Source organism: Streptomyces sp. NPDC006339, from assembly GCF_040612775.1.
GTDB lineage: Bacteria > Actinomycetota > Actinomycetes > Streptomycetales > Streptomycetaceae > Streptomyces.
Window position 1 is genome coordinate 124,243 of the sequence record NZ_JBEXQW010000010.1, and the last position, 26,229, is coordinate 150,471.

The 26,229-nt window shown below is 71.5% G+C and carries 15 protein-coding genes and 1 pseudogene; 9 read left to right on the forward strand and 7 right to left on the reverse strand.

Annotated features, from left to right (window positions below; all coding sequences use genetic code 11):
• Positions 1-10: 10 nt before the first annotated feature.
• The 4 genes and pseudogenes from ABZ135_RS10845 to ABZ135_RS10860 all read left to right on the forward strand — a co-directional run.
• Positions 11-682 (forward strand): TetR family transcriptional regulator, encoded by a 672-nt coding sequence (locus tag ABZ135_RS10845; protein ID WP_356694056.1) that lies wholly within the window; start codon positions 11-13, stop codon positions 680-682.
• A gap of 116 nt (positions 683-798) precedes the next feature.
• Entirely contained in the window at positions 799-1,665 is an 867-nt protein-coding gene (locus tag ABZ135_RS10850; RefSeq protein WP_356694058.1) for a PPK2 family polyphosphate kinase, read from the forward strand.
• 56 nt (positions 1,666-1,721) lie between these two features.
• Entirely contained in the window at positions 1,722-2,564 is an 843-nt protein-coding gene (locus ABZ135_RS10855) for a polysaccharide deacetylase family protein (protein ID WP_356694060.1), read from the forward strand.
• 149 nt (positions 2,565-2,713) lie between these two features.
• Positions 2,714-3,019 (forward strand): annotated as a pseudogene (locus ABZ135_RS10860) (tyrosine-type recombinase/integrase); the annotation flags it as partial.
• A 317-nt stretch (positions 3,020-3,336) separates the two neighbouring features.
• Here the strand turns inward: ABZ135_RS10860 and ABZ135_RS10865 are convergent.
• The 5 genes from ABZ135_RS10865 to ABZ135_RS10885 form a co-directional block, all read right to left on the reverse strand.
• Complete coding sequence (locus tag ABZ135_RS10865) at positions 3,337-10,389, reverse strand: polymorphic toxin-type HINT domain-containing protein (protein ID WP_356694062.1); 7,053 nt, start codon at positions 10,387-10,389, stop codon at positions 3,337-3,339.
• 98 nt (positions 10,390-10,487) lie between these two features.
• Positions 10,488-14,825 carry a LamG-like jellyroll fold domain-containing protein gene (locus tag ABZ135_RS10870; RefSeq protein WP_356694064.1) on the reverse strand — a complete coding sequence of 1,446 codons (4,338 nt, stop codon included), beginning with the start codon at positions 14,823-14,825 and terminating at the stop codon, positions 10,488-10,490.
• Positions 14,826-15,082: 257 nt separating this feature from the next.
• Positions 15,083-15,733: an ABC transporter gene (locus ABZ135_RS10875; RefSeq protein ID WP_356694066.1), complete on the reverse strand. Its 651-nt coding sequence runs from the start codon at positions 15,731-15,733 to the stop codon at positions 15,083-15,085.
• Entirely contained in the window at positions 15,730-16,635 is a 906-nt protein-coding gene (locus ABZ135_RS10880; protein ID WP_356694068.1) for an ATP-binding cassette domain-containing protein, read from the reverse strand. Before ABZ135_RS10880 ends, ABZ135_RS10875 begins: the two co-directional genes overlap by 4 nt.
• A gap of 15 nt (positions 16,636-16,650) precedes the next feature.
• Positions 16,651-17,325 carry an AIM24 family protein gene (locus ABZ135_RS10885; RefSeq protein WP_356694070.1) on the reverse strand — a complete coding sequence of 225 codons (675 nt, stop codon included), beginning with the start codon at positions 17,323-17,325 and terminating at the stop codon, positions 16,651-16,653.
• Positions 17,326-17,407: 82 nt separating this feature from the next.
• Here ABZ135_RS10885 and ABZ135_RS10890 point away from each other — a divergent pair, with 82 nt between their 5' ends.
• The 4 genes from ABZ135_RS10890 to ABZ135_RS10905 all read left to right on the forward strand — a co-directional run bounded on the left by ABZ135_RS10890 (position 17,408) and on the right by ABZ135_RS10905 (position 22,630).
• Complete coding sequence (locus ABZ135_RS10890; protein WP_356694072.1) at positions 17,408-18,160, forward strand: aminoacyl-tRNA hydrolase; 753 nt, start codon at positions 17,408-17,410, stop codon at positions 18,158-18,160.
• A 93-nt stretch (positions 18,161-18,253) separates the two neighbouring features.
• Entirely contained in the window at positions 18,254-19,705 is a 1,452-nt protein-coding gene (locus tag ABZ135_RS10895; RefSeq protein ID WP_356694074.1) for a DUF692 domain-containing protein, read from the forward strand.
• Positions 19,706-19,712: 7 nt separating this feature from the next.
• Positions 19,713-20,750: a TIGR04222 domain-containing membrane protein gene (locus tag ABZ135_RS10900; RefSeq protein WP_356694076.1), complete on the forward strand. Its 1,038-nt coding sequence runs from the start codon at positions 19,713-19,715 to the stop codon at positions 20,748-20,750.
• A 143-nt stretch (positions 20,751-20,893) separates the two neighbouring features.
• A complete protein-coding gene (locus ABZ135_RS10905; RefSeq protein ID WP_356694145.1) occupies positions 20,894-22,630 on the forward strand; it encodes an alpha/beta hydrolase in 1,737 nt (578 codons plus the stop codon).
• A 58-nt stretch (positions 22,631-22,688) separates the two neighbouring features.
• Here ABZ135_RS10905 and hemQ read toward each other — a convergent pair whose 3' ends face one another.
• Together hemQ and hemG are read right to left on the reverse strand one after the other, a co-directional pair.
• Positions 22,689-23,402 (reverse strand): hydrogen peroxide-dependent heme synthase, encoded by a 714-nt coding sequence (hemQ, locus tag ABZ135_RS10910; RefSeq protein WP_282695702.1) that lies wholly within the window; start codon positions 23,400-23,402, stop codon positions 22,689-22,691.
• Between the two features lie 17 nt (positions 23,403-23,419).
• A complete protein-coding gene (gene hemG / locus ABZ135_RS10915; protein ID WP_356694078.1) occupies positions 23,420-24,952 on the reverse strand; it encodes a protoporphyrinogen oxidase in 1,533 nt (510 codons plus the stop codon).
• Positions 24,953-25,136: 184 nt separating this feature from the next.
• Between hemG and ABZ135_RS10920 the strand changes: the two genes are divergently transcribed.
• Positions 25,137-26,180, forward strand: coding sequence for a DUF4349 domain-containing protein (locus tag ABZ135_RS10920; protein ID WP_356694080.1), 1,044 nt, complete (start codon positions 25,137-25,139; stop codon positions 26,178-26,180).
• The last annotated feature ends 49 nt before the right edge of the window (positions 26,181-26,229 follow it).

Consider the following 26,229-nt stretch of genomic DNA (forward strand, 5'->3'; position numbering starts at 1 on the left):
CGATCGGCACATGACCACCGACGCCGACCCCTCCTCCACCCCCGCCGCCCCCTCCTCCACCGCCGCCGACCCCGCCCTCAGCCTGGCCGAGCGCAAGCGCCTCGTGGTCGCGACCGAGCTCACCGAGTCGGCGCTCCAGCTCCTGGCCCGGAAGGGCTTCGACGCGGTCACGGTGGACGAGATCGCGACCGACGTCGGGGTGTCGAAGCGGACCTTCTTCCGCTACTTCGCCTCCAAGGAGGACGTGGTCGTGCGGTTCCTGTCCGGCATGGGCGCCGACATCCACGCCGCCCTGGCCGGGCGCCCGGCCGGCGAGCCCCCGTCCGCGTCGCTGCGGCACGCCGTCGCCGTACCGCTCGCCGCCTGCACGGACCGCCACGCCGACCACGCGGCCCGCGCCCTGCGCGTGGTCCAGCTCATCCTCCGTACGCCCCCGCTCCTCGCCCGCTTCCTGGAGCGGCAGGCCGACTGGCGCGAGGCGCTCGCGGCGGAACTGGCCGCCCGCCGGGGCCTCGACCCGGCCGGCGACCTGTATCCGAGGCTGGCGGCGGGCACGGCCCTGGTCGCGTTCCACACGGCGCTCCAGCGCTGGGCCGACAGCGACGCGGCGGAGGACCCGCTGGAACTGCTCGACCGGGCCTTCGCGGTGGTGGCACCGGCGCTCGACGCGCAGGATCGGTAGCAGCGGCGGCGAACCGGGGTAGACGAGCGCCGGACGGACAGCGGCCGGGCAGTGGCCGGACAACGGCCGGGAAGCGGACGGACAGCGGCCGACACCGGCCGGGAAGGCGGGAGCGGATGTCGAGCGACCACACCACCGCGAGCCGGGGATCCCTGCGGGAGCTGCTGCGGGTCCCCGTGGGCGAGCGCGTCGAGCTCTCCGCGTACGACGCCGCCGCGACGCCCGGCGCCCCGGACGGCAAGGCGGCCGGTCTCGCCGCCACGACCACGATCGGCCCCCGCCTCGCCGAGCTGCAGGAACGTCTCTACGCGGCGAGCACGGCCGGCGACCGGCGCCGGGTGCTCCTCGTGCTCCAGGGCATGGACACCAGCGGCAAGGGCGGCACGGTCAAGCATGTGATCGGCCACCTCAACCCCTCCGGCTGCCGCGTCCACGCCTTCAAGGCACCGACGGCGGAGGAGCGCGCCCACCCGTTCCTGTGGCGCGTCACCCGGGCCCTCCCCCACGCCGGCGAGATCGGCATCTTCGACCGCTCCCACTACGAGGACGTGCTCATCGCCCGGGTCCGCGGCCTGGTCCCGCCGGCGGAGCTGGAGGAGCGGTACGGCGAGATCGACGCCTTCGAGCGGTCCCTCGCGGACGACGGCGTCACCCTCGTGAAGGTCTTCCTCCACCTCTCGTACGAGGAGCAGCGCGACCGGCTCCTGGAGCGCCTGGACAACCCGGACAAGCACTGGAAGTTCAGCCCCGGCGACATCGACGAGCGCGCCCTGTGGCCCGCCTACCAGGAGGCGTACGAGATCGCCCTCGCCCGCTGCGCGACCGACCGGACGCCCTGGTACCTGGTCCCCGCCGACCGCAAGTGGTACCGCAACTGGGCGATCAGCACCCTGCTCCTGGAACACCTGGAGGAGCTGGACCCGCGCTACCCGAAGGGCGACTTCGACGTGGCGGAGTGCCGGAGGCGGCTGCTCACCCAATGATCGGTTAATTTCCGTGGGTGACCATTCCTGTACGAAGACTGTCGGCGCTTGCTCTCTTGGGTGCCGTTCTCGTCGGCTGCGGCGGGGGCGCGGCCGAGCGGCCCGCACCGGTGGCCGCCAAGACACCCGCAGCCAGGACGCCCGCCGCGAAGGCGGCCCCGCCCGCGCCCGGCCACCAGGCCGCGCCGGCCCGTAAGGCACCGCCGACGCTCGCACCGGCCGCCGGCGGCCTCACCCCCGTCTACACGCACCGGGTGAAGAGCGCCGAGAAGGTCGTCGCCCTCACCTTCGACGCCGACATGACGGCCGACCAGGGCCCGCGCGCCGCGCGCGGCGAACGCTTCGACAATCCGCAGCTCATCGCGACCCTGCGCCGCCTGAAGGTGGACGCGACCGTGTTCATGACGGGCCGCTGGGCCGAGGAGTACCCGGACCAGGCACGTTCCATCGGGACCGATCCGCTCTTCGAGATCGCCAACCACTCGTTCAGCCACTACGCCTTCGCCGCGCCCTGCTACGGGCTACCGACCGTGCCCCGGCCGGACATGGCGGCCGACGTCCAGCGCGCCTTCGACGCCTTCCGCGACGCGGGCGCCGTCAACGTCGTCCCGTACTTCCGCTTCCCCGGCGGCTGCTACGACGACGACGCCCGCCGCGCCCTCGCCCCCGCCGGCGTCACCGCCGTGCAGTGGGACGTGGTCAGCGGCGACGCCTTCGCCAAGGACCCCGACGCCGTCGCCGACCAGGTCCTCTCCGGCGTCCGCCCCGGCTCCCTGGTCGTCCTGCACTGCACCCGCAGCGCCGCCCCGGTGACCGAGCAGGCCATCCGCCGGATCGTCCCGGAGCTGCGCGCCCGGGGCTACCGCTTCGTGAAGGTGTCGGAGCTGATGAGCCGCTGAGGCCGCCCCGGCCGTCACTAGAAGATCATGCCCTCGGCGGTGGAAGAAATAGTCGCCGCCGCCATTCTCGGGATTCCACGGACCTTGCCGCACCTCGTCATGCGACCGGCGAACCTCTGCGATTTTGTCACGGAAGCCCCCCGGGCCCGAAGGGCAGGCCGCTCGACCCTGGCAACCTCAACCGCCGCTTCCTCCGCCTCCTCCACAGCGCCGACCTTCGGACCATCCGCTTCCACGATCTCCGGCACTCGACCGCCAACCTGCTCCTGGAACAGGGCATTGACCTCATCGTCATCAAGGAACTCCTCGGCCACGCCCACATCGGCGTTACCGCCCGCGTCTACGCCCACATACGACTCCGACTCCAGCGTGACGCCATTGACGCCTTGGGCCATGCTCTCGGCGGCCGGGACGGCGACCCTGACGACCCACCCGCCGCAGCCGTCGTCCGCTGACGTTGCCGTGAAACGACTTGAGGCCCTCCCGAGAGGTTCGGGAGGGCCTCGTTTCAATGGTTACGAGAATTCCGCCAACCATTCCCAGTCGCCGGGCCGGGAACGCAACCGACTGAATCCCTGTTCGAGACAGTCACTCAAGCTGGAAGATTCAGCTCGAATAAACCCCTGCTCCCCCAGCCCTGGACCCGACATCACCAAAGTCCAGGGCTCACCACCTTCCGCCATCCTCTCGTCGTCCACCTTGAGGATCACAGTGACACCTGAGCGGCCCAGCCTCTCCATGAGCTGCTCAATATCCATCCCTTGCACTCCCATCAGTAACCCCTCAAGGCTGCCGAGATGTCGCTGACGTCGTGCAGCTGGCCTTTGCCAACTCTGTCGATGACGCTTCGCAGGTCGGCAGAGGTTGGGCCACTCGTGACCCGGTTCCGACGCATCAGCTCTTCCACGACAGCTTGGGCAGTGCGCTTGTTTCCATTGTTGAACATGTGACTACCGGCAATATCGCGAATTACGACGGCCGACTTGTCCCAGAAGCTGTTGTAGCGACTGGCGTTAGCCATGGTGTTGGCCGGTGAACCGCTGAGCAGAGTTTCACCACCGAAACCACGATTGATATCGGTGATCTCATCAGGGGTTACACCCACCTTGAAGCCGCCAGTCAGCGGGCAGTTGGAATTATGCACCAGTACCGGCGTCTCGCCCGCCAGCACATAGTACGTGTGAAGGTCGGAGACGGTCAGATTGCGAACAGTGGCGTCCTGTGCAGTCCAACGCTGGACGGCCGTGATCTGGACGAGGGTGCCGGAACTGGTGCGTAGCCACTGGCCCGCCTTCAGGTCGGTCGCGTCAATCCACTCTCCCAGCGCGGGAACCCAGAACGGGTGCTCGTCCGTAGCCGTGATCTGGGCCGTCTTCTTGCCCGACGTGCCGTCGATGTCGACCGCGATCTTGACGAGGTGCTTGAGGCCCTCGCCCTTGATCTCCGCGGTGACCGTCTCGACCCTGGTCACTCCCGTTTCCGGGTCGGTGGCCAGGACCTTGTCTCCGACCTTGACGTCCTCTATGGACTTGGACGTTCCGTCCGCCATCAGGACCTTGGTGCCCTCCACGAAGCTGTTGCAGGTCTTCGCTGCCCCAGCCGCGTCCTTCGCACCGTCCTTCCCAGCGGCCTTCGCGACGCCCTTCGCACCGCCCTTGGCGACGCCCCCGACTCCGGTGAAGATCAGAGTCAGCGTGTCCGCCCCGGCCTCCCCATCCTCGTAGGCCGGGTCGGTCGGGTCGAAGCCCATCTTGCTGACGAGCTTGTCGTACTGCTCCGAGGCGGACGGCAGGCCGGGGACCAGGTCGAGCGTCGAGACGAAGCTGCGGACGATGCCGGGAATCGTGTTGCGGTTCCACTTGATCTTCCGGGGCGTCACGTCGATGACCGTGCCCCAGTTCACGCCACCGTAGGTGTAGTACCGCTTGCCGCTCTTGGACTCGTCGTACTTACTCCACTTCCAGCCGTTGCCCGTGGGCTGCCACGACTCGTGGTACGTCACCGACATCTCGTTGCCGGAGTCGCTCGGCCGGCACGTGCTCGAGTTCCCGCCGCAGATCCCGTCCGGGCGGAGGCCCGACGGGTCCGACAGGGTCATCGGGTTGTTGTTGGAGTAGACGTAGCCGTTGAGGGACTGGACGTCCTCGGGGGCCAGGATCGGGTCCACGCTGATGAAGCGGCCCGTGGTCGGGTCGTACTCGCGGGCGCCCAGGTGGGTGAGGCCCGTCGGGTCGACCGTGCCGCCGACGAAGCCACGGGTGCCGGCCCAGCCGGTCGGGGCGGTGCCGCGCAGTTCGCCGAAGGGGGTCATACGGCGCTGGTCGACGACGACGCCGGAGGCGTCGATGTCGATCGTGCCCGTCTTGTGGTGGTCGGTGACCTGGAAGGACACCTTGTTGTCATCGGTGCGGACGGCCGTCGCGGTACCGAGCTCGTAGTAGCGGGTCGCGGTCGGCTTGGCGGCCCCCTTGACCAGCTTGAGTTCGGTGGAGCCGAGGTAGAGGGTGAAGGACTCCGCCTCCGGGTTCGCCGAGTCCACGTCGTGGCTCAGCAGCCGGCTGCCGTCCGCGGCGTAGACGTAGTCGCTCGTCTTCGTCGTGGTGACGGTGACGCCGCCCGACTCCTTCTTCACGGTGTCGGTGAGCTTGGTGAGCTTGCCCCGGGAGTTCCAAGCGAGGACCTGGTCGCTGCTGGTGCCGGCCCCGGGCCTCAGGTGCCGCTCGGTCGTGTTGCCGCTGTCGTCGTACACGTACGACTCGGTGACCGGATCACCCGTGCCACCGGTGACCGTGCTGGTGCCGAGCAGCGAGTGCGGCCGCGTCGCGCCCTTGGCCGGGTAGGTGTACGTACGGACCTTGTCGGCGGCCGCGTTGCCGGAGGGGTCGTGCTCCGTCTCCGTCTTGCGCGTGCCGTCGGTGTTGTACGTCCAGCTCGTCCAGTACGGAGCCGGGCCTCCCATGGAGGACGCCGACGGACCATCCGTCGGGCAGGTCGTCGCCGACGGTGTGAACGCCTCCGTCAGCCGCGCCAGGTGGTCGTACGTGAAGCACTGCGTGTCCACGCCGTACCGCGACACATCACTGAGCGATGTGACATTGCCGGCCTCGTCATAGGTGTAGCCCGCCGCGCGCTCCGCGCCGCTGCCGCCCTCCAGATCCGTCCGGCTGCCCTTCAGACGCTGGGTGCCGAACTCCCACTCGTTGGTGATCCAGACGTTCTTGCCGCCGGCCGCGTTCAGGGTCGTCTGCAGCGGCTTGCCGGTCAGGCTGTACGTCTGCTTGGTCAGATACGTGGAGAGCAGACTGCCCGCCGAGGTCGTCCGGCGCAGACCGTCGTACGTGAACGCGAGCGCTTCACCCGCGAGGTTGCCCGCGGCCGGGTAGGCCACCGACTTCACCGTGCCGTCGAGGTTGTACGACGTGCCGGTGACATAACTGCCCGCCAGACCCTCCTGGCCGGGAACCGACGGCACGGTCAGGGTCGTACGCGTCGGCCGGTACAACGCGTCGTACACGTTGACCGTCGTCTTGTACTCGTACCTGGTCGTCCCCACCGTCACGTAGCTGCTGGAACTCCCCACCATGCCCTTGTTGTTCAGGGGATCCCAGGTCTGTGAGGTCAGCAGCGGCCCGCTCCCACTGCCGTCACGCGACTCGATCTGGCGGGAGAGGTTGTCGTAGACGTACCAGACCGTCTTCTTGTTGCCGTTCTCGCTGCTGGTCAGCTCACCACGGTCGTTGTACTTCTTGGCCGTCGTCCCCGTGTCCGGGTCGACCGCGCCCGTCTGCCGACCAAGCTGGTCATAGATCCAGCTCCACTCGTTCGACGACGGATCGGTGAGCTTCACCATGTGGCCCGACGGGTCGTACCCGTACTTCGTACTGTCAGCCGGGCCGTTGGGGTCCACGCCCTGGTACTGCAACCTCTCCACGACACGGCCGGCCGCGTCCGTCACCGACGTGGTCGTCGTACCGCCCTTCGGCGGGATGACCGTGGTCCGGTCTCCGCCGTAGATCGTGCGGGTCGTGGACAGGACCTTCAGGCCCACGCCGTTGCCCGCGAGCTCGGTCACCTTCGTCGCACGGCCCAGACCGTCGTACGCGGTCTCCGTCTGCGACTCGACACCCGTCGCGTTCTCCAGCTTGAACAGCGAACCCGACGGACCGCCCGTCGCGTAGTACGGGGCGTGCTTGCGCTCCACCAGGCCACGCGCGTCATAGAACGTGTCCGTCAGGACCTTGCCGCCGTTGTCCCCCTGTCCCTGGGTCTGTCGCTCGCGGCGGTGACCGTCGTAGAGCAGGAAGTTCGCCGTCTGCGAGCCGTCCGCGTTGAGCGTCAGGGTCTCGACCGAGCGGATGTTCCCCGCGTCGTCGTGGTAGCGGTACTCGACGTTCGGGGTCTGGTTGCTCAGCTTCGACCGGTCGGGCTTCCACAGCTTGAGGTTGCGGCCGAGCGCGTCGTACACGACATCCGTGCGTAGCTGGTTGGCATCCACCTCCGCCGAGGGCAGTCCGCGAAGCGGCTCGTAGAAGGTCTTGGACACGTGCGCCGTGGACGTGACGCCTGCCGTGGCCGGAGGCGTCGTCACCGTGCTCTGGGTGGGGCGTCCCGTGGCCGGGGTGTAGGCCGTGGTGGTGGTCCGGGCGCCCGTGTGGGCGGTCGTCACCGGGGCGGCGGTCCCGTCGGCCGGATCGAAGACGCTCGTGGACGCCAGTTCCGTGACGGTCAGCGGTCGGCCGTACGTGTCGAACGTGGTCGCGCTGTCCAGGTAGGTCGCCTTGGTGCCCGAACGATGCTTCAGGACCTCGACCATGGTCGGCAGGCCCCTGGTCGGGGCGACACCGTAGCCCTGACCGTCGTACCGCGTGCGCACGTCGGAGATCACGGCGGAGCTTCCGTCGGCCCTCGTGTCCCGGTTGACCGTCGCGGTGCAGTTCGCCGCCACGGTCTCCTTGCGGATGAGACCGGTGAGGATCCAGGCACTCGTGTTGTCGACGTACGTGGTGCGCGTGCACTGGTCGTCGGACGCGACCGCGACGTCTCCGAGGTCCTCGTCCTTGGTGACACGGCCGTAGTCGTCGAAGAAGTTCTTCGAACGGACCTCGCGCCAACTGCTGCCGGCTCCGTTGTCGAGCGAGGTGTACGAGCGGGTCGTCTCGGTGCTCGTGATGTTGGCGGTGGTGGTACCCCAGTCACGGACCCGCTTGGCGGTCTCCTTCTTCCAGGGCGTGTTGACCGTCTTGGACAGGATCTTGCCGCCGGGCGCGTCGTACGTCTCGACCCGGTACTCGTAGCCCGCCCATGCCTGGTCGTCGGTGATCGTGCCGCCGACGCCGTCGGACACCGTGACCGTACGCGTCTTCGTCTTGTCAGCGGGGTCGTTGCGGTCGCCGTGCATGCCACGCAGGAACCAGTGGTCCACCTGCGAAAGCATCTGCGACGTGCTGCCTGTCTGCACACGGGTGTGCTGGTAGCCGCGCCACTGCGACCAGGTCTTGAGCTTCTCCTTGGTCAGACCGTCGTCATCGTCGAACGCCCAGGCCGCGGGCCCCAGGTAGGTATAGCGCGTGACCATGTCGGGCGAGCCGCCGGTGAGGTCGGTCGCGATGACGGAGTCGACCACGTACTTGTTGAACCACTCCGTGGTCACCGGCATCTTGTTGCTCGGCTGGTACTGCTGCGGGAAGCACCGCGTGGTGTTGCTCTGCGGCGTGGGGAGCGCGCTCCAGGAGCACGCCTGCTGCGAGTAGTTGACGTCCACCTGGCCACCGGCCTCGTCGGTGATGGTGGAGAGGCGTTCCTTGATGAACGGCGCCCGGCCGTCACCCGACTTGTCGAGCCGGTTGGTCCGCTCGTCGTAGTTGAGGACGGTCGGCGGGAGGGTGATCGGCGTGCTTCCCGCCAGTCCCTTCCGCACGATCGAGGAGAGGAGCAACTGGTAGTCGATGTCGGACGAACCCCACCGGTGCTTCAGGGTCCAGGAATCGATGTCCTTGTACGTACCGTCCGACTGCAGCGTCTGCGTGGTGACCGACGCGAGCCGTGTACGGGTGAAGAACGTCGGGGAGTAGCGGCCGGCGTCGCAGTCGGTGCCGGCCTTGCAGTCCATGTCCCACGGCGTGTCGTACCAGTACTGCCGGTTGGTGTCGATCTTCGCGGGATCGCAGAGCGCGGCGTCCGTCTCCAGACAGCGTTCCGCGGTGGCGAAGTTGACCCGGGCCATCGGCTTCACGGTCGCCGAGTTGATGTCCGTGGCCTTCTGGCCGTACTCGATGTGGTCGAGCGTGCCGCCGCGCACGTACGGGGTGTCATCTGCCGCGGTCAGATAGCGGCCGTACGAGTTCGCCTCCTGGTCGTACCAGTAGGTGATGACGTTGCCCTTGGTGTCGACCGCCTTGTCGAGGTTCCAGCGCCAACCCTGCTGGCACCACGCGCTCTTGATATCGGCGTTGTAGCAGGGCTCACCGGAATTGTTGCCGAACACCGGGACGGTGAAGACCGACTTCGTCTCCGGCTTGCCCGTGGCCCAGTTGTCGAGCCGGTTGTAGCCGAACCAATACGTCGTACCGTCCGACGTGACGGCCTTGAAGTACTCACCGTCGTTGTCCCCGTTGCCGCGATTGGCGTCCTTGACCCGGGTGACCTTGGTGCTGTCGTCCCCCTTGAGCCGCCACTCGTTCGCGCCGATGGGGATGAGCTCACCGGAGTGGCCGGCGAAGCTGATCGTCGCGTTGTCGTAGCCCCAGCACAGGTCACCGATCTCGGCGTCATCCTTCTTGACGCCTTCGTCACCACAGGGCTTGTACGAACGCTCGACGAAGCCCGGAGACATGTCGAAACCGTCACCGGCCCAGGAAGCCTGGTTGTTGCTGTTGGAGGTACGGCCGTCGAGCGTCCCCGAGGAGTAGTTCAGGGCGACCTTGGGCACGAAGGCGCCCGGTACGGAGGGCACGGCCATGGCGTACGAGGTGGTGAACGTGCCTGTGTTGAGCTCGGTGTTCCAGGACGAGGACGCCGCGAGCGGGCTCGCCTTGAAATCACCGGCGAGGCTCGATGCCCCCGAGGTCGCGGCCAGGACGGTCGTGGTGGAGGCGCCCGACTGTGTCTGAAGGCCCGCCGGGGCGGCCGGCGGCACCGGCACGGCGTCGGCGGTGACCTTCTTCGTCTCCGTATCGTTGCCGCCCGCGAGCGGGATCGGAGCACGGCACGCGGGCTTCTCCGGTGTCGTCAGGACGCAGTCGGGCAGCCGGACGAGCCGCAGGCGGGATCCGTAGCCGCCACCCGCGCTCCTGGCGAAGCCGCTGTAGTCGACGGTGACCTTGGTCGTGAGCGGCGCGGCGACCGTTCCGGCGGTCGCGTTGCCGATGGTCAGGAGGACGCCGTCGACGCCGGCGCGCTCGGCCGCCGAGCGGTCGAGCAGGCGCACGTCGGCCTGGGCGGGCCGGACACTCTGTGCGCTCTGTGCCGAGCGGGCGGCGCCGCGCCCCTTGACCGCGTCGAGTGTCACGGGCGTCTTGCCGACGGGGACGGAGCCACCCGCCGTGCCGCCGCCCTCCGGGAGGACCACGCGGACGCTGCCGGCCGCGGGCCAGGCGATGGACGGCCTGGTGGCCTTCGATCGCTGCTCGGGGCGACCCGGCTTGGGCTTCGCCGTCCCGCCCTTCACCGGCCGCTCGGGCGAGACGGCCGCCGGCCTGTTGTCGTCCGCCGACGCCGTGGTCACGGCGGACGGCAGGCCCTGTATCAGGGTGCCCAGCAAGGCACCGCTCGCCAGCACGGACAGACGGGCCCGCGCCCGTCTCCGTCCTGGGCCGAATAGCTGCATGAAGGAACTACCTCCTGGTCACGGGGTTGGTTCCGGAGGAATGCCGAGGGGTGGACGGGAAGGTGACCCGTCCACCCCTCGTTCCGGAAGTGGAGGACCTACAGCGCCGAGGTCGTGCTCAGTTCGACGCTTGATTCGGTGAGGGCGACGACCTGCGCCGGGCTCAGCGCGCCCTGGAACATCCACACGTCGTCGAGCTCACCCGAGAAGTACGACCCGAAGATGCCGTTCGTCAGGTCGCGGCCGAACTGCACCTGCCCCGTGGCCTCGAACGGCTGCGCCGCCGAAGCCCACGAGACGTGATCTGTACAGGTACCCGCCTCGGCCTCGGCGTCGGGGCAGATCTGGTTCTCGAGGGCACCGTTGACGTAGAGCGACAGTTGGTCGGAGAACCCGTCGTACACGACCGCGAGGTGGTTCCATCCGGTGCGGGTCGAGAAGTCGTAGGTATGGACGGCCGTCGTGCGGGTGACCGTCTCCCCGTCGGCGCCGGTGACGCTGACCCTCCACTGTCCTACGTCCTGCCCGTCCACCGCCTTCTGGTGGTCCCAGCCGACTTCGACGGCGCTCTGCCTGCTGCCCGCCACGGACAGCGCCGTCATGTCACGGTTCGTTGAAGCGAGACTGGCCCATCCGGTGATGCTGAAGCTCTGCCCCGTGTGGATCGGCATGGCCGTGGTGGCCGCGTAGTCGTTCACTCCGTCGAGGGCAAGACTTCCGGACGGAAGCCCGTCGGCACCGGCGACGGCACCGCTGCCCGTGCTGACCTTGGCCTCCTTGTAGAGGACAGCGTTCTCCGCGCTGCCTGCCTCGTCCGGTGCCGCCGCGGGCGTGCCCGAGGAGTTGTTGAACTTCCAGCGGGCGCCGAGCTGCGGGCGCTGCTTGACCATCGAGTGGGCCTCGTCCGCGGTGACGACGCGGTCGTGTACCCGAACGTCATCGATGTCACCGCCGAAGAACTCCCGGTTGACGCCCTCACGGTTGACGGCGCCGACCTGGAGGCCGCCTGAGTTCGTCCACGGCTTCGCCGGTGTGTAGGCGGTCTCCGCCACCTTGTATCCGTTGATGAACAGCCGCAGCTTTCCGGTCTTGGCGTCGTAGACGCCCACGAGGTGCGTCCACTCGTTGTTGGCCGGACCGAAGCAGGGAACGCCGTTGACGACACCGGTGCATGTGGGCTGCTGAGCGGTCGTCAGCGTGGTCGTTGCAGCGTCCTCGGAGAAGCGGCCGAAGTTCCATTTCTTGCTGTACGCGGAGTAGTACAGCAAGAACTCGCCTTGGTGCTGGCCGTTCTGGGTGACGACCATCCGCGGCATGCCGTCGCCGGCGGCCGTGGCGGGAAGCCGGACCCAGGCCGAGACGGAGAAGCTGCGGTTGGTGTCCACCTGCGGCCGGGCGGTGCGCGCGTAGTCGTCGACGCCGTCGAAACGCACGGCCTTGCCGGCCGCGCCGGGGACGCCGGGTGTGGCGCCGTTGAGCGCGAGTTCGGTGGCCTCACCGCGTCCGAACGCGACCTCGCCGGTCGGCTCGTCGAGCTTCCACACCGCCTTGGCCGGGCGGCCCGTCGTCACCGGCCGGTCCTTCGCCGCCTCGGACACTTCCGCGGCTCCCAGGGCGCGGTCCCAGACGGCGATGTCGTCGAGAGAGCCGTTCCAGGAGTCGGTGAGCTGGTCCTTCCACTTCATCCGGCCGAAGGTCAGCGCACCGCGGGCCGCCCACATGTTCACATTGCTCATCGTGCCGGCGGCGACACCGTCGACATACAGCGTGAGGCTGCGAGCCGTTGCGTCGTAGGTCGCGGCGATGTGGGTCCACCTGCCGTCCACGGCGGGTGTGGTGGACGCGACCGTGTACCAGCTATGGCCCGAGAGGACGTCTGCGGTCGGGGCCTTGACGGCCCACTTGTCCCCGAGGAGCCCGAGGGTGATGGACTGATGCCGGCCAAGCTGGGTGATCGCCGCGGAGCTCTCGGTGGCCACGATGCCGACCGGCTTGGCCCACCCGGAGAACGTGAAGCTGCGATCGGTATCAACGATCGCGCGCTCCGCCGAGATGTATCCGTTCGCGGTGTTGTCGAGCGTGGCGCCCGCCCCCGTACCGTCGTGGCCGGTGGGGTCGGTGCCGACGCCCGAACCACGCGTCGTCGCGAACGTGCTCACCATGCCCGCGACCGAGCCGACCGGCTCCTTCTCGTCCATGGCCCATCCGGCCCGCTGGGGCTGGCCGCTGAGGACGTTGAAGTAGTACGTCTCGGGCTGCGAGGCGTTGACGCCGTCGAGCGCCCTGACGGACAGCCAGTGCGGCCCCGGGGTGTCCATCAGAAGGGTGACCGATCTCGGTTCGCCCTTCGTGGTCGTCACCGTGTTGGCCGGGGAGGCTTCCTCGTCGAGGCCGTACTCGTACTTCACGACGTCGGTGCTCGCACTGTCGATGACGAAGGTGCCGTACTTGCCGACGCCATCGGTCCATGGGACGTCGTCGGACTGGATCTTGCTGCCCGGGAAGTCCGTGGACGTCACGTCCGGCCCGCTGGGGTGCTCCGTGTCGACCATGACGTAGCAGGCCGTCGGGTCACCGGTGGAGGTCCACGGACCCCATTCGGCCCCGTCCCAGGCACGCGCCTCCCATCCGAACCAGGTGCTCTTCGGGATGGTCGTCGGCAGGATGACGGAGAACGGGGATCCGGACGCCTTGAACGTGCCGGAAGCGGGCACCGCGCCCTCGCTGCCGGTCGAGAACCAGCGTCGCTTGTGGCCGGTTCCGTCACCCGAGTCCCAGGCGACCGCGAACTGCACCCCGATCTTCTCGTTGTCCGGGTCCGTGGCCACCACCGTGATCTGCGGCATCCGGTTGATCTTCAGGCCCGTCGAGAGACACACGGAGCCGGGCGACATGGAGTGCGACTTCATCGGGATCTGGCGTGGCGGCAGGTTGTAGTTCACCCGCAGGCTCGCGTCGTCGGTGAAGCGCTTCCACGCGCCGGCGTCGGCCTCGTTCTCCGCCTTCAGGCCGAAGGTGATGCTCGGCCAAGAGCTGTTGGCGGCCTGCTGCACCACGTTCTTGACGTTGGTGGCCCCGAACTCCAGGTAGCCCGCCGCGCAGGCCGAGCTCCAGCCCTTCGCCGCGCTCTGGGTCTGGAGCCACTTGTGCCAGTGGGCGCTCGTGGACGAGTTGTTCCACGTGGTGCTCGCGCCGATGGCGTGGGTCAGGTAGAGCTGGACCGGCTTCGCGGTGCAACTGTACGAGTGGGACTCGTACACGTTGAACTCGGCGGAGAGGATGTGCTTCCCGGCGAACTTGCTGGTCACCGGGATGCGGTAGTAGACCCGCTTCACATCCGCGGTGGAGCAGCCGGGAGACGCGCAGTAGCCCGTGCCGAAATCCGGCACGTACGTGCCGTTGTACGAGAACTTGTAGTAGGGCTGGTCACCGTTGGTCCGGGAGATGCCGGCCCAGGCCGAGGTGTGGGGGGTGTCCCAGGCCGGGTCGATCAGCACCGGGTAGACCGTGCGGGGGTCGTCCAGCAGGGTCCGCTCCGGGGTGAGAACCATCGCGTCCTCGCCACGGGTTCCCCGGCCGTCCGCGGACAGTTCCAGTCCCACCGGGGCGGCATGGGCCACCGCCTGAACGGGGCCCTCACCCGAGGCGGCGGCGAGCAGGGGTGACTTGGCCGTGCCGGTGGCCGCCGTCGGACCGGAGTCCTTTTTGCCGGGCCCGTCCTTCGCGCCGGCCGACGAGTCGAACATCATCGGCCTGGGCGCGGTGAACACCGTGCCGCCGCCGGCCTCGTCGACCGCCGTGAGTGTCCCGTCGGCGTTCTCCCGCACGGCGAGGCCCGCGGTGTTCACACCGATGCGCAGCCGGTCGAGGGCCGGATTCTTCGCCGCCTCGGGGCTCTTCACCACCAGTAGCTGGTTGAAGCCTGTCCGCGTGGCGGTCAGGCGCAGGTCCACGCCGGGCAGAACGGACGCGTAGGTGGCCGTCTCCCCCTTGAGTTCGGGCGCCGGGAGAGGCTTGGGCCAGGTCAGTTCGAGGACCTTACCGGCCCGCGACATGCGCACGAGCGGCTTGTCACCACCACCGGAGAAGGCCAGCCCCGACAAGGCGGCCTTCGGCTCCACCATGCCACCGGCCACCCTGTGCAGTGCGGGATCGATGTCCACCCAGGCGCCGTCCTTCCGGGTGCGGACCGGACGGGTGTGGGTGACCGATTCCAGGGTGCCGTCCGGGCGGGCGGTCACTTCGCTGAACTCGGTCCGCATCGACACCACGTCGACCGGCTTGCCGGTCTTCTTGGCCTTCGCGACAGCCAGGCTTTCCGGCGTGTCGGCGGCCTCCGCTCCGGTGCGCGGATGGGCGCCGTCCTCACGAGTGGCGGCAGTGTTCGGCGTCGCGCCGCCGGGCACGGCGTTCAATCCGGTGACGGCGCACACCACGGCTACGACCGTCGCTGCGCTGCGCGGAAATCTCAACCGCGTACGTCTGGATCTCATATGTCCCCCCCCATTCCCCCCGTTACAAGTACTGCGGAGGAATAAAGGGGATGCGACTTCCCGACGTCAAAGCTGTTTGTCAGGTCGCGGGGCCGACACGGTTCGGACACAAGCGGTCATAAGCCGACTACAGTCTGAGGCAAAGCTGACAGTTGCACTCCATGTCCTGTGAGAGACAACACACCGCTACCGGGGGGTAGTCAGGCGTGCCGGCCCGCCGCCCGGCTCGCGAGCGTCGCCGAGGCGGAGGCGAGCAGCAGGGCGGCCGCGAGGGCGGTCCACGGCAGGGGGAGGGTGGGGGTGCGGGCGCCGGTGGTCAGGGCGGTGAGGGCGGCGTGGGCCGGGGAGCCGGTGGTGACCAGGGCGAGGAGGGAGCCGAGGAGGAGGGTCGCGAGGGACCAGCCGCGGGAGGGGATCAGGGGGCGGGTGGTGAGGGTGCCGACGGCCGCGCCGGTCAGAACGCACACGGTGGCGGCGAGCAGTCCCGCGCTGCCGGCGGTGAGCGCGGCGACACCGCGCCGGTCGCTCACGGCCGTCACGGCCAGGACCGTGACGGTGCCGACCAGGAGGACGGCCCCGGTGGCGGTGAGGATGCCGGCGAGGTGGGCCCGGGCGGGCCCGGCCGCCGCCGCGGTCACCGTACGGGCGGCGGCCGGCTCCTGCCCCAGGCAGACCCGCACCGCCCAGGCCGCCACCGGGACGAGCCCGGTCACCGCGTAGCCGAGCGCCCCCAGCACCGGCTCCCCCGGCCGGAGGCCGACGCCGACGAAGGCCGCGTAGAGGAGGAAGGGTGCCAGCCAGCGCTGGGAGCGCAGGAGCAGGGCGGTCTGGTAGCGGAGCAGTGCCGTCATGCCCGGGTGCTTTCGGAGGTGTCGGTGCGGCTGGTGCCGTCGGGGTGATCGGTGGCGCTGGTGCTTTCGGTGCGGCTGGTGCTTTCGGTGCTGACGTTCTCGATGTGCCAGCCCGCGTCGAGCAGGGCGCGCAGCGCGGCGTCGGAGTGTGCCACGTCGACCGTGAGGGTCAACCGGTCGCCGCCGCGGGCGGGTTCCGTGGCCACGGGCAGGCCCGCGGGAGGCTCCGTACCGCCCGATGCGGTGATATGGGCCAGGGGCGGGGGCGCGGCGGGCCGGAGGCCGGTCCGCTCCGCGCGGTGGACGCGGCCCGCCGTCACCGCGTACTCCGCGTCCGGCTCGCCGGCGAGTCGGCGGGGGTCGTGGTCGACGAAGACGACCCGGGCGCCCGCGGCGACCCGTTCGCGCACCGCGCGGTCGAGTTCCGTGCGGGCGGCGGTGTCGAGGCCGGTCCATGCCTCGTCGAGGACCAGGAGGTCCGGCTCGGCGAGCAGGGCCTGGGCGACGGCGACCTTCTGGCTGGTGCCCTTGGAGAGTGCGGAGAGCGGCGCGTCGCGGTGGGCGGCGGCGCCGAAGCGTTCCAGCCACTCCCCCGCCCGCGCCCGCGCCGTCCGCCCGCCGAGGCCCTGGATCCGGCCGAGGTGGACGAGGTAGCCGACGGCCGTCAGCGGCAGGGCGGCCGGGAAGCGCTCGGGCACGTACGCGGTGCGCGGCGGCCGGCCCGTGATCCGGCCCTCGCCCGGCGCGTCGATGCCCGCGACGAGCCGCAACAGCGTCGACTTCCCGCTCCCGTTGGACCCGGTGATCCGGGTCAGGGTGCCGGCGGGCAGATCGAGCCCCACCCCGCGCAGCACCCACGGCCCGCGCAGCCCGTAGCGCCGACCCACGCCTTCCAGTCGCACGGCGGTCGGTCCGGGTCAGCCGGTCGGCTTCTGCGGGACCGCCTCGCTCGGGCGGACGATGACGAAGCCCTGGCCCTCCAGCTTGAGCTGCATCGCCTCGCCCGAACCGCCCCGGATCATCGAACCGAAGGACTGGGAGCGGTGCAGCGAGGTGTGGAGCTGCTCGCTCCAGCCGACGACGGCGTCGGTGTCGACGAAGACCGGCTCCTGCGGCCCGACGGGAATGACGATGGGGGTGCCCTCGCAGATCAGGGCGATCTTGCCCTGGCCCGTGAAGACACTGTTGAACAGGCCGCCGCCGGTCATGCCGGCGCCCTTCACCGTCTTGATCTCGTACCGGAGCGTGGGGTCGAAGCACAGCACGTTGCGGCCGTTGACGGTCAGGGCGTCGCCCTGCTCGATCTCCACGATGAAACAGTTCTGCGCCTCGTGGGCGAACCACGCCTCGCCCTGACCGCGTACGGCCATCAGCGCCAGGCCCTCCCCCGTCACGGCGCGCTTGAGCAGGCCGCCGAGGCCCTGGCTCTTGTGCTCGAACTGGAGGTTCCCCCGGAAGGCGATCATCGAGCCCTGCCGGGCGTGCATCTCCCCGTTGACGGTGTACTTGACCGACTTGGCGTTCTGGAGGGTCATCCCCGGAAACGTCGCCGCCTCGGCGAGGTGCTCACTGGCGAAAAGATCACTCTTCATGGGGGCATCCTGTCCCGGAGGCTCCCATTCCTACAAGAATCGCTCGTACGGGCATCCGTTCCGGCGGTGGCAGACTTGCCGGGTGAGCAGCAACGACACCGACGTCCGTGACGATTCCCGGGACGAGAAGCCGCAGTTCGTCCTGCCCCTCGTGGTCCGCATCGAGCGGGCGGCGCCGCCGGCCCGTACCGACGCCCTGGAGACGGCCGCCCGCGCGGTCCTGGAGATCCTGGCCGACGAGCGGTCGCTCGGCGAGGGCGCGTGGGCGCAGGTCATGACGGACTGGCAGGACGCCCGGATCCGCAAGGTGGTGCGCCGGGCGCGCGGCGCGGAGTGGCGCCGGGCCGAGGCGCTGCCGGGCATCACGGTGACGGGTACGCGTACCGGCACGGACGGGGAGGGGGACGGGGACGGCGTTCCCGCCGCCGAGGTACGGGTCTTCCCGCCCGTCCCCCTGGACGGCTGGCCCAAGGACCTGGCCCGGCTCCAGGTGTCCGGCACCGACCTCGACGACCCCGCCGACCCGGGGCCCGTGCCGGAGGGTGCCGCCGTGCTGTGGCTCAACCCCGAGCTCGGCATGTCGGCGGGCAAGGCCATGGCGCAGGCCGGGCACGGCGCGCAGTTGCTGTGGTGGGAGCTGTCGGACGCCGACCGCAAGACCTGGCGGGAGGCCGGTTTCCCGCTCGCCGTACGGACGGCCGCCCCGGTGCGCTGGGCGCGGCTCACGTCGGCCGGGCTGCCGGTGGTGCGGGACGCGGGTTTCACGGAGATCGCGCCCGGTTCGTGCACGGTGGTGTCGGAGTTCCCGGCGATGGGCTTCCGCGCGGCTCCCTGAGGCCGAAACCTCAAATCAAGCTCTGAACGTCTCCCCGTCCGGATTCGCCGGGCCGCTCCCGGGCCATCACCTGGGGGACCGAAGGAGGGGGACATGACGAAACTGGGTGTCGGCATCGGCTGGCGGCCCGAGATCGCGGACGCGGTCGAGGGGCTGACGGGGGTCGACTGGGTGGAGGTCGTCGCGGAGAACATCTGCGCCGGCCACCTGCCCGACTCCCTTGAGCGACTGCGGGCGCGCGGCGTGACCGTCGTGCCGCACGGCGTCTCACTGGGCCTGGGCGGTGCCGACCGGCCGGACGCCGGGCGGCTGGCCGCGCTCGCGGAGAAGGCGGAGGCCCTGGGCGCGCCGCTGGTGACGGAGCACATCGCGTTCGTACGGGCCGGGGGGCCGCTGACCGCGACGCCGCTCCTGGAGGCCGGGCACCTGCTGCCGGTGCCGCGGACCCGGGACGCGCTCGACGTGCTGTGCGAGAACGTCCGGATCGCCCAGGACGCGCTCCCGGTGCCGCTGGCCCTGGAGAACATCGCGGCCCTGGTCTCCTGGCCGGGCGAGGAGCTGACGGAGGGGCAGTTCCTGGCGGAGCTGGTGGAGCGCACGGGGGTGCGGCTCCTCATCGACGTGGCCAACCTGCACACCAACCGGGTCAACCGGGGCGAGGACCCGGCGCAGGCGCTGGCCGCGCTGCCGGTCGAGGCGATCGCGTACGTGCACGTGGCGGGCGGCCTGGAGCGGGACGGCGTCTGGCACGACACCCACGCTCACCCGGTGCCCCGGCCCGTCCTCGACATCCTCGCGGACCTGGCCTCGCGCGTCTCCCCGCCGGGCGTCCTCCTGGAGCGGGACGACCACTTCCCGCCGGCGGACGAGCTGGCCGCCGAACTGTCCGCCATCCGCGCGACCCTCGCCGCCGCCCGCCCCCGCCCGCTCCTCATCGGCGCGGGCGCCCGCGTCTCGGGCGGCCCGATGCCGATACGACCGTCGGCGACCCGGGCCAGTGCGGCAGCGGCCGCGGCGACCGGCGCGTCCGGCGCGTCCGGTACGGCGGCGGGCGCGGCGGCGGCCGTCCCGGCGATACCCGTCGGGCTCGGGGACGGGCCCGGGGTCGGGCCCGGGGTCGCAGCGGACCGCGTGCTCGGCGCGCGGCAGCGGGTCGGGGTGGCCGAGGCGGCGTTGCTTTCGGCGCTGGTGGCGGGGACGCCGGCGCCGGAGGGGTTCGATGTGCGGCGGCTCGGGGTGCAGAGCCGGGCGCTCGCGGCGAAGCGGGCGGACGTGGTGGCCAAGGTGGCTCCCGAGCTGCCCGAGATCCTGGGCGACGGCTACCGGCCCGCGTTCCTCGCGTACGCCCGGAGCCGGCCCATGACGGACGGCTACCGGCACGACGCCCTCGACTTCGTCGAGGGGCTGCTCGTCGCCGGGCGGCCGGAGGACGCGGAGGTCCGGCGGCGGCTCACCGCGTGGTGGCGGGAGCGGGCGGGCGTCCGGCCGCCGGGGCCGGCAGCGCGCTTCGCACATCGGGTTCGTACGGTTCTGGGACGGGGGTGAGGCGACCGTGAACACGCTCGCGTTCTTCTTCTACGTGGTCGGCGGCGCCGGCATGGCGGTGCTGTTCGTCAAGCGCGGCCGGGTCGGGCGCGGTACGGGCGGGCCGGTCCAGGACCCGTACGAGGCGGCGTTCCTGAACGGCGGACCCGCCCGGGTCGTCGACACCGCGCTGGCCGCCCTGCACACGGACGGCCGGGTGGTGGTGGGCGGTCCCGGGATCGTGCGGGTGCTGCGGCCGACCGCGCACGACCCGGTCGAGCGGGCCGTGCTCCAGGAGCTGGCCGCCGCCCCGCACGGCGCCCTCGCTCCGCTGCGGTTCGCCGTGATGCGGCACCCGGCGGTGCAGGAGATCGGCGACGGGCTCGCCGCCCGGGGGCTGATCATGGAGCCCCGGGCCCGGCGGTCCGCGCTGACCTGGAGCACGGTCCTGGGGATCCTGGCGATGCTGGCGGTGCCGGTCTCGCTGATCCTCACGGCGGCGGACTTGATGGGGTCGGGCCCGCGGCTGCCGTTCATCCTGAAGGTGCTGCCGGTGATCGCCGGTCTGATCGTGGCGGCGGTGCTGTGCGCCTCGGCCGCGAAACACCGGGTGACGCCCGCCGGGCGGGCGGCCGTCTCGGCGTACGCCACGGCGCACGCGCATCTGCCGCACGGCGGAATGCCGGTGGCCCTGTACGGGCTGCGCGCGCTGCCGGACCCGTTCCTGCGGGAGCAGTTGGCGACGGCGGCCCGGACCCCCGTGCCGCCCCCGGTCCGCCGCTCCTCCTCCCGCCCGCACTCCCCCCACTCGGCGCATGACGTCGCCGTGCTGCCGGTCCTGTGGTGCGCGGCCTCGGCCGGGGGCACGGGGGGCGGCTGCGGGGGCGGCAGTTCCTGCTCCGGCGGCGGGAGTTCGTGCTCCTCCGGCTCGTCCTGCTCCTCGGGCTCGTCCAGCTCCTGCTCCTCGGGCTCGTCGGGCTCCTCCAGCTCCTGCTCGTCCTCGTCGTCCTCCAGCTCGTGTTCGTCGTCGTCCAGCGGCAGCTCCTGCTCGTCCAGCAGTTCCTGACGGGACCGGCCCGGACCGAGCCGCGTGCCGCCTTTCGGGGACATGACAGCCGACACCCGTCGTGGATCCTTTACTTCCTCGTCCCCGGCCCGAACGATCCCTTTGTCGCCCGCCCGCCTCCGTGGCTACGAAGGGAAGCGCCGATGAAGTCCGTCGCGCTGATGCTGTCCGCCTCACTGTCCGCCCTCCTCACACCGGCCCTCACGCCGCCCGCCGACGCCGCACCACGGCTCGACGCACCACGGCTCGGCGCACCGCTCGGCGCACCGCCGGCCGAGAGCCGTGGCGTCCAGGTCGCCGCGCGGGCCGCGGCGGCGCAGGGCATCCGGTTCGGGCCGTGCCCGGCGGTCGAGAGGCTGCCCGCGCCGGTGGAGTGCGGCACCGTGCGCGTACCGCTCGACTACGCGCACCCGGAGGGCACCCGCATCCCGCTCACCGTCAGCCGGGTGCGGGCCTCCGGCCCGGCGGCCGGACGGCAGGGCGCGCTCGTCTTCAACCCGGGCGGCCCCGGCGCCTCCTCGACGTACTTCCCGCTCGCGGCCGGGCTCCCGGTCTGGGAGCGGATCGCCGCCGCGTACGACCTGGTCGGCTACGCCCCGCGCGGGGTGGGCCGTTCGGCCCCGGTCTCCTGTCAGGACCCGGCGGACCGGGTGACCGGGCCCACGCTCGCGCCGACGATCCCCTCCGAGGTCTACAAGAAGGAGCGGATCGCCCGCGCCAAGACGTACGCGCAGGGCTGCCTGAACCGCACCGGGCCCGCGCTCCGGCACTACCACTCGCTCAACAACGCCCGCGACCTGGAGGTCCTGCGGGCCGCGCTGGGCGAGCCGCGGCTGACGTACATGGGCGCGTCCTACGGCACGTACTTCGGCGCCCTGTACGCGACGCTCTTCCCGCACCGGGTGCGCCGGATGGTCTTCGACGCGCCCGTCAACCCGGCGCCGGAGCGCGTCTGGTACGTCAACAATCTCGACCAGTCGCTCGCCTTCGAGCGCCGCTGGGCCGACTTCCGCACCTGGGCGGCGAAGCACGACGCGGTGTACGGGCTCGGCACCACGGCCGCCGAGGTGGGCGAGAACTACGAGAGGGTACGGGTCGAGCTGGCCGCGTCCCCCGCGGGCGGCCGGGTCGGGCCGGGCCAGCTTCACGGGGCGATGCTCCAGGCGCTGTACGACGACCGGTTCTGGGCGGCGCGGGCGGGCGCCCTCGGCGCGTACCTCAAGGGCGACCCGAAGCCGCTCGTCGCGCAGGCGGCGCCGGCGGTCCCGACCCGTACGGGAGAGCCGGCGTCCGGCGATCCGGGGAACGGGGCCGCCGTCTACACGGCGGTGGAGTGCAACGACGCGCCCTGGCCGGAGGACTTCGCGCTGTGGGACCGGGACAACACCCGGCTCGCGCGGCAGGCCCCGTTCGAGACCTGGGACAACGTGTGGGCGAACCTGCCCTGCGCCTACTGGAAGGCGCCGCGTCAGAAGCCGCTGGACGTGCGGACCGGGCCGGGAGTGCTGCCGCCGGTGCTGATCCTGGCGGCCGAGCGGGACGCGGCGGCGCCGTACGAGGGGGCGCTGGAGATGCAGCGTCGGCTGTCGGGGTCCGCCCTGGTGACGGAGCGGGGCGCCGGGACGCACGGCATCGCGGGCGGCGCGAACGCCTGTGTGAACCGCCATCTGGAGCGCTATCTGCTGACCGGTGCCGTACCGGCCGTGCGTGCCGAGGGCGGGGCGGGTGGCGCCGGCTCGGGAAAGACGCCGGTGCGGCGCGCGTCATGCGCGCCGCACCCGGAGCCGGACCCGGTGTCGCTGGAGCGGCAGGCGGAGTTCCGCCGGCCGTCTGATCTTCCGGGTCGAGGGGTCACCGCGCGGCTGGGCGCCGGACGGTGACCGAGTCGGGAGTACCGGCACCGGTGACGGTACCGGTGTCGGTGTCGGTGCCGGGCCGTCAGGCCAGGCCGGCCACCAGGTCGGCGACGCTCTTGCGGCGGCCGGTGTAGAACGGGATCTCCTCGCGGACGTGCATCCGCGCCTCGGAGCCGCGCAGGTGACGCATGAGGTCGACGATCCGGTAGAGCTCGTCGGCCTCGAAGGCGAGGATCCACTCGTAGTCGCCGAGCGAGAAGGAGGCGACCGTGTTGGCGCGCACGTCCGGGAAGCCGCGGGCCATCTTGCCGTGGTCGGCGAGCATCCGGCGGCGGTCCTCGTCCGGCAGCAGGTACCAGTCGTAGGAGCGCACGAAGGGGTAGACCGAGACGTAGTCGCGCGGGGTCTCGTCGGCCAGGAAGGCCGGGATGTGCGACTTGTTGAACTCGGCGGGGCGGTGCAGCGCCATGTTCGACCAGACCGGCTCCAGGGCACGGCCCAGCTTGGTGCGGCGGAAGAGGTTGTACGCCTCCTGGAGCTGGTCGCTCGTCTCCGCGTGCCACCAGATCATGACGTCGGCGTCGGCGCGCAGACCGGACAGGTCGTACGTGCCGCGGATCGTGATGTCCTTGGCGGCGAGCTGGTCGAACAGCTCCTGGACCTCGTCGGCGTAACCGGCGCGGTCGGCGGGCAGGACGTCGCGCAGCTTGAACACAGACCACAGGGTGTAGCGGATGACCTCGTTGAGGTCCTTCGCCTTCTTACCGGCGTTCGGGATCTTTTCGGGCGCACTCATACGCCTATTCTCGCCCGTCACGGACAGTGCCCCGTACCCGGGTCGGCCGTTTCCGACGTGGCGATGATCTCGTCCCGGATCCCGCCGGGAATCTCCTCCAGGATCTCGTCGGCGGCCCGGCGGCCCGAGGCGACGCACGCGGGGATGCCGACGCCCTGGTACGCGGCGCCCGCGAGGCGCAGGCCGGGCAGGCCGGCGACGGCGGTGCGGACGCGCTCGACGCGGGCGAGGTGGCCGACCGGGTACTGCGGAAGTCCGTCCGTCCAGCGGGTGACGGTGGAGGCGACGGGCCGGGCGGTGAGGCCGGTGGCGGCGGCCAGGTCCTTCAGCGACGCGTCGACGAGGTCGGCGTCGTCGCGGCGCACCTGCTCCTCCTCGCCGTGGCGGCCGACGGAGGTGCGCAGCACGAAGAGGTCGGGGGCGGCGTCGGCGACCCAGCGCCACTTCTGGCTGGAGAAGGTGGACGCCTTGATGGTGTGGCCGTCGACGGGCGGCACGAGGAAGCCGGAGCCGGGCAGGGCCGGCAGGGCCGCCAGGTCGGAGCGCCGGAAGGCGAGGGTGACCAGGGCCATGGAGGCGTAGCGGATCTCCTCCAGCTCGCCGGCGGCGGCCGGGGCGTGGGCGGCGAGGAGGCCGGCCGCGATGCCGGCCGGGGTGGCGAGGACCACGGCGTCGGCGTCGTGGAGCCGCTGCGGGGTCACGACCTGCCAGCCGCGCGCGCCGGCGCGCAGCAGCGCGTCCGCGGGGGTGCCGGTGAGGATCTCGCCGCCGGCGGCGCGGACGGCGTCGGCGACCGCGCCGGGCAGGGTGCCGATGCCGCCCCGGATGCCGGCGAAGGCGGCGCCGCCGAGGCCGGTGGCGGCGCCCGCCGCGTCGGCCGGGGTGGCGGCGCCGGCGCGCTGGACGGCGCGGACGGCCTCGGTGAGGCTGGGGTGGCGGCGGGCGGCCTCGAAGAGGGCGGGGACGGCGGCCTTCATGGAGATGCGGTAGGCGTCGCCCGCGTAGACCCCGCCGAGGAGGGGTTCGACGAGCCGGTCGACGACCTCGTGTCCCATGCGTTCGGCGACGTACGCGCCGATGGCGATGTCGTCGCCGATCTCGGTCGGCGGGAGTTCGAGGTCGCGGGCGACGCGGCGGACGGCCTCGGCCGAGAGGAGTTCCCCGACGGCGTGCCCGTCGCCGGGGACGCCCATGACGTGGCCCTTGGGCATGGGGACGAGCGTGCCGCGGGACCAGACGGACGCGGTGGTGGTGGCGGGGGCCTGGAGGCGGTCGCCGAGGCCGACGGCCCGGGCGAGGGCGATCGCCTCGGGGCGGCGGGCGAGCAGCGACTCGGCGCCGAGGTCGACGGGGGCGCCGGCGATCTCGCCGGTGAGGAGCTTCCCGCCGAGCCGGTCCCCCGCTTCGAGGAGGGTGACCCGCGCGCCGGCCGTGACGAGCCGGTGGGCGGCGGCGAGACCGGCGATGCCGCCTCCGACGACGACGACGTGCGGTCCGCTCCCGGTCGGGGGCCGGCCGTCGGTGGGCTGCGCGTGCGTGGGGCCGTTCATGGGACCACTGTCTCAAATCGCCCGCGCGCTTCCGTTCCGAGGCCCGACCGTGACCGCTTCGCGATCGCCGGACGGAAACCCCGGCCCTCACCCTGGCGTCCAAGGGGCACGACACACGATCACCTTGGGGGGTTGCCGGATGGGAAGAAGCCGGACGCGAGGAAGCCGGACGCGCGCAAGCCGGATGCGCAGCACACGCACGGTCACGGCGGCGGCGCTGCTGACGGCCGGGCTCGTCCTGACCGGGTGCGGCGCGGGGGACGAGAGCGGTGCCGCCGCCGACCGCAAGGGCGGCGGGTACGCGGCCAGGCCGGCCGACACGGGGGTGCCCGAGGGCGCGGCGGACGGCGCCTCGGGCGCGGAGCGGTCGCCCGGCGGGAAGCCGGGCAGCGGGCAGTCGGGGAGCCGGAGCCCGGTGGCCCCGCAGCACGTCATCCGTACCGCCGAGCTGTCCGTCGAGGTCGGGGACGCGACGAAGGCGCTGGCCGCGGCCCGCCGGGTCACGGCGGGCGCGGGCGGTCACGTCGAGAACGAGACGACGGAGCGGATCGACGGCACACACGTCGGCTCGCGGATCGTGCTCCGGGTCCCGCAGGAGCGTTACGACTCCGTCCTCGCCGAGCTGGCGGGCGCGGGCAAGCTGCTGTCGCGCACGGCGAACGCCAAGGACGTCACCGACCAGGTGGTGGACGTGGAGAGCCGGATCGCCACCCAGCGGGCGAGCGTGGCGCGGGTGCGGGCGCTGATGGAGAAGGCGACGAAGCTGAGCGACGTGGTCACCCTGGAAAAGGAACTGAGCCGCCGTCAGGCGGATCTGGAGTCGCTGCTCGCCCAGCAGGCATCGCTGAAGGACCGGACGTCGCTGGCGACGATCACCCTGCACCTGACCGAGCCGGAGGCGAAGCCGGTCGCCGAGGACGACGCCCGGCCGGGCTTCCTCGACGCGCTGGCCGGCGGCTGGGGCGCCCTGGTGGGAGCCGCCGCCTGGGTCCTGGTCGTGCTCGCCGCGCTGGCACCGTGGCTGGCGACGGCGGCGGTGCTGTACGGGGTGTGGCGCCGGCTGATCCGGCCGCGGTGGCCGCGGCGGGTCGAGGGCCCGGGTGCGGGTCCTGGCCACGGCCAGGGGCCGGACGGTGCGGCGGAGGCCGTCCCGGCCGTGCCCGTTCAGCGCCGTACCACCGCCACCGGCGTCCCGCTGCCCGGGCCGGGCGGGGAGGAGACCCCGTAACGGACCCGCCTCCTCCGCTCCGGGACGCGCCCGGCGCGTTCCCCAACGC